A 4,632-nucleotide genomic window follows, 5' to 3' on the forward strand; every position below is an offset into this window, starting at 1 on the left:
TTTCCGGCCACAATCTATACATATGATCCAAATATAAATAGGCTGAGGCCAGGGCATGGTTGGAATTGATGGCCTGTCCCCGTATAGCATAAAAAACCTTGTTCTTCAGCACATCGTATTGATAGCGTGGATTTATTTTCCCATAATCATGCAGATATATGGCATATACGAATGCCATATAAACTTTGTCTGCTTCCTCACCCTGAAAACCACCGGCATCAATTAGTCTTTTTATGATTTTATCTATATCTTTTATAGAGCAATATATTTCAAAATAATGAAGAGTCATCTGAGAATGAGCCAACAAAGTCTCGGTTTGCTTGTATCCGTTTATTGTCCTGGTATGAGCGAGATAACGAGTATCTTGCAGTTGATGCGGACTAACCAGGCTCACTTTTTGCATTTCATGGCCCCCTCTCCATAAGCTAAGCAAAAACCATTTTTAACCTTCTGTGACCCAGTTTAATAAAAACTATATTGCCGGACACCATCGCTATATAGATTAGGGGGCAATTCATCCTCCGGAAGCGTACAGTTGGTAAAAATATACCTTCCAAATTCGTAGAAGTTGTGCTTGGGAACCAGACCGGTGGGCGCTGTTTCAACAAATAAATACTGCGAAGGATCGCCTCCAGCCAGGATGTTAAGATCACCGCCATATAAAAATAATGAATCAATGCGTCCGGATCTTGAAGCAGTTAGTTCAACCATATGAACATCGCTTATCTGAGCCGGGAAATCATTGCGTCCCAAATAGGGGATATAGACACATTGTCCCTGCAGCATATAGTCGCATAGTTTATCCCATATCGAAGCATACAGTTCATGCCGAGCGAGGAAGATAGTCCAGTTGGGATTTTCCAGCCACTGCTCCCGCACCTGTAGATTACCCCCTTCTTCTTTGGAAGCATAACCCACACTGTTATTAAAATATTGAATCTTTTTACTGAAGTATCCATTCTTAGCATTGGGAACAACCGATACCAGTAGAGACGAAAGCACCTCGTAAAACGAGGGATATAATTTTTCATCCTGGCCATAAAGATCGGCATTGCGGTAGCCGCTCAAGCCTATTACTGCACCTAACAGGCCCAGTAAAGCTACCTTGTGGATATTGTTGTAAGTAAAATAGACTTTGGCATTTACATCCGGTTGCCGAAAGCAGGCTAATGGCCCTGATAAGGTAAAACGCAAGCTTTTCATCAGCTACACCCCTTAAAATATTGAATTGACCGTACAAGGAAGAGAGCCATAGTTTACCCTCACGCTAATCGGATTATGGAAAAGTTCAATAGATTGAATTTCTTCCTGCTGTGGAGCAATTATCTCCGCCAGTTTGCTCAGGTCGTATAAAGTTTGTTTTTCTTTTTTCCGCACTTCGACATACCTATCCAGATTAGCCAGGAATAACTTGCTGTCTTCTTTCAGTTCAATAAAAAGCGCCAGCTCATTCTCGCAGCCGCTTTTAGAATTGGTGTTAAAAGCCGTGGTGGCAACCCTGGCCGCCCGCTTGAATTTTTCATAGGCCTCGATTGTATAACCCTCGAAGCCATCGATCAGTCCAACATAATCTGCGTAGTTTGCAGGGTTTACTGAAAAGGAATAGACATAGTGCGCCTCATCGGTCACGATTTTGGTGCCGATGGATGTAGCCGTTTTGTCTTCGCTTTTATCATTGGGATTGCGAAAAGGCGAAAGTATGTCCTGGGCCAATACATTTGTTTTTTCGTAAAGGTTAAATCCCTGATTTATTTGTACTGCACCCGTAATGCTGATGTTTTGTTTCTTCTCCGCAAATGTAGCTCCAAAATTCATTACATCAGTAGCAGAAAACAAATTGCCCAAAACCTCCCCTGAAGGAGTTCTTTCATCTAAAGCACCAAAAAGAAGCGTATATCTTTCGTTTAAATCCCGTGGTTGCATTTTATCGCTGCCTTCACTATTTTTCATGCTTTTTATATAGAGTACCGGTTCACCTTCAATAAGCCACATGCGCTTCATGGGGTATTTCAATGCTTTATCACTGCCGAAGATATCATTATTGGTGGTCGTCTTGGGATAACCGGACAAATCAGCATTAAAATTAGCCATGTAAGCTCCTACCCCGATAATTCCATATACCCTATTGTTCTTTATCATTTTTGTCATCCTCCTTGTCTTTATAATAAATAATGTTGTCGGCGGCAAAACCGTAAAACAATGCATCCAGGTTAATGGGTTCTTCTTTTTCCGGTAAATACGAAGAAACTATACTGAGCATATTATTGAAACGAGGGTTATTAATATTAATATCGTGAGCATAACGCTGAAAATATTTCCGGCATTCTGTTTTAATATCTCCTGCATCCCTGGCAGCGGTTATGCCCCGCCATAATACATCATAATGCAGAGTTTGCGCCTGGCTTAAGCTGAAAAAATAGCGCAGGAGTTGTCCTGTCGCCAGATAGAATTCCAGGTCATTTTCACAGTTGGCCGTATCCTTAGTATTCAAAACCTTTTCCCTTAAATTAAGGTAAGCTGTTTGGATAGTTAAACCCATATCCTTTTCCTCCTCACGAAAATATTTCATCAATGAAAATCTTACATTTAGGGCATAGGCTAAAGCCGGAATAAACTCCAATTTTTGCAGCCGCGCCAGGATTACTCCCATGGTTATTTTGTCAACGCCGCTTTGCATAGGCAAGAAATAACCCTTGCGAAGCCAGGCTCGCATAGCCTCCCTTGACAGCATTATTTGATTGGCCAGAGCTTGTGATAATTTATCTGTAATCTTAATATTTTCAACATCATAATTACGAAGCAACTGAAAAGCATAGAGGTTTTCATTTATATGCGCCTCTACCGCACTCAGCTTGTCCAATACTCCACTCTTATAACTGGATTTATTCAAGCAATTGTCGAAGTAGTTGGTGAAAACAATCGCTTTGCTCATTTTATCGCTAAAACTCGGCAGGAATTCGCAATCGTCTATAGTAAGATCGATGCCTCGTTCAAAATGCAGATATATCACCGGTTTGCACACATCCACCTCATTCGCCACGAGCAGTAGCTGAGGAGCATGTTCCCAAACAGGAATGTAGCCATTGTATAGGGGTCTGCCTCCTCTCCCCTGCCCAAACAACCAGAGATATAACTTGCGCAGCAGTAATGCTTCCTCAGCGCTGATACGATACGGCACCTTGAAGGCAGTAGTCTTGTGTTCTAAAAAAGGTTTCTTGGCGTTCATTCCCATGTCGGTATTAGAAAGTCCCAATATCCGGCCTCCGACATTTACATTGCAACTGTTATTGTTAAATATCTTAGGAAGCAAATAACGCCCGCTTTCATAAACATAGACCTCTTCCTCAGCATTCAGGAAAAGCTTAATATAACAATTCTCCTTTATTCCCTCTTTTTTTATATACTCTGCAACCATATCCAATACGGAGTTAAATCGTGCTTTACTGTAATTAACACTTTCTTCCGGAAGGGGCTTATAATATGCCGCAGCGAAGATATCCGCAGTTTCTCTATTCCTGGGGTTCAATAACGCACTGAAGTAACGGTCAATATGCTCCTCCATCTGGGGGTGCACCTTGCCTTCCTGATAAAAAACATCACGCTTGCAAAAAAGAGTAAATAGATTATTGCTGTGAATCTTTTTCTTGGGGTCTACGGGTTTATTCATCTCAATCAGGCTGCTGTAAAAATCAGCTTTTTTAAACCATTCCGCTAAAGGATCGTTTTCAGGCAAATCCGTTTTTTTCTTTACATATAGTTCGTCCATTTTGTTATAATTATCAAAACGAATATAGAGGCCAGGTTTTAGCTGATAATTATCCAGGACCATCGTATCTACATCAAAATCAGGATGATTAACAAACTCGTTTAGCAAATCCTTTAACAATGCTTCACCTCCTCGCTATACAGTAGCCAAAACCTATGGAATTTTTTTCCGCTAAACCCTGAGCTAATACCGTTACCGCCAATTGCTGGGCCCATGGCTGAGGCTTTACCTTTAGCTGTACCTTGTGCCCCAGCAGGGTAGTCCCTTTATAACTCATAGCAATGGGCTTCCGATTTAGAATTTCTAATAATTCAAAAAACATTTCTTCTGGTTCGGCAAATTCGGAATTTATAGCCTTGTATTTTTTCGCCGCATTGTTATGTAGTCGGCTGGCCAACAACCCAATGCCGTTTTCCGGCATCCAGCATAGATTATCCACCGTAACTATAATGGGGGTAAGGCTTACTAACTCACTAATTTGGGGCTGGCTATATGTTCTAAGCTCGGTTGCTACTACCCGTGCATTACCCTGAGCCTGGGGCAGATAATTCTTCATTGCCAGAGCAAAATCCAATTTTTGGGTACGCAGGTTAAAGCAGTACATCCTACCCCGGCGGTAAATGCGATCAGGTTCCAAAGGATAGGGCATCGAGAAAACATACGGTTTGAAAATGTTCTGTTGATGCAATTCTTTTAGTGGTTCACTGAAAGTCATTCCATTGGCAATAAGCGCAGCCAAGCTGGATTGCACCTGGCGCACAGGTATATCCTGGTTAAATTGAATGGTGAATAAAAGTTCGTGAAAACAAAGGTTCATAATTTATCACCTCCTTTTCAATGATTATTAGTCAGTAGCCAACTCTATA

The 4,632-nt window shown here is 41.4% G+C and carries 4 protein-coding genes and 1 pseudogene; all 5 read right to left on the reverse strand.

Annotated elements, in window-relative coordinates; all coding sequences use genetic code 11:
• A pseudogene (locus PHP87_RS10785) lies at positions 1 to 403 on the reverse strand (CRISPR-associated helicase/endonuclease Cas3); the annotation flags it as partial.
• Between the two features lie 59 nt (positions 404 to 462).
• Positions 463 to 1,203 (reverse strand): type I-B CRISPR-associated protein Cas5b, encoded by a 741-nt coding sequence (cas5b, locus tag PHP87_RS10790; RefSeq protein ID WP_299921233.1) that lies wholly within the window; start codon positions 1,201 to 1,203, stop codon positions 463 to 465.
• 12 nt (positions 1,204 to 1,215) lie between these two features.
• Positions 1,216 to 2,139: a type I CRISPR-associated protein Cas7 gene (locus PHP87_RS10795; RefSeq protein WP_299921234.1), complete on the reverse strand. Its 924-nt coding sequence runs from the start codon at positions 2,137 to 2,139 to the stop codon at positions 1,216 to 1,218.
• Positions 2,123 to 3,886: a hypothetical protein gene (locus PHP87_RS10800; protein ID WP_299921236.1), complete on the reverse strand. Its 1,764-nt coding sequence runs from the start codon at positions 3,884 to 3,886 to the stop codon at positions 2,123 to 2,125. Before PHP87_RS10800 ends, PHP87_RS10795 begins: the two co-directional genes overlap by 17 nt.
• A 4-nt stretch (positions 3,887 to 3,890) precedes the next feature.
• Complete coding sequence (locus PHP87_RS10805; RefSeq protein WP_299921238.1) at positions 3,891 to 4,583, reverse strand: CRISPR-associated endoribonuclease Cas6; 693 nt, start codon at positions 4,581 to 4,583, stop codon at positions 3,891 to 3,893.
• Positions 4,584 to 4,632 lie beyond the last annotated feature (49 nt).

The sequence above is a fragment of the Syntrophomonas sp. genome (assembly GCF_028707975.1).
In the GTDB taxonomy this organism is placed as follows: domain Bacteria; phylum Bacillota; class Syntrophomonadia; order Syntrophomonadales; family Syntrophomonadaceae; genus Syntrophomonas.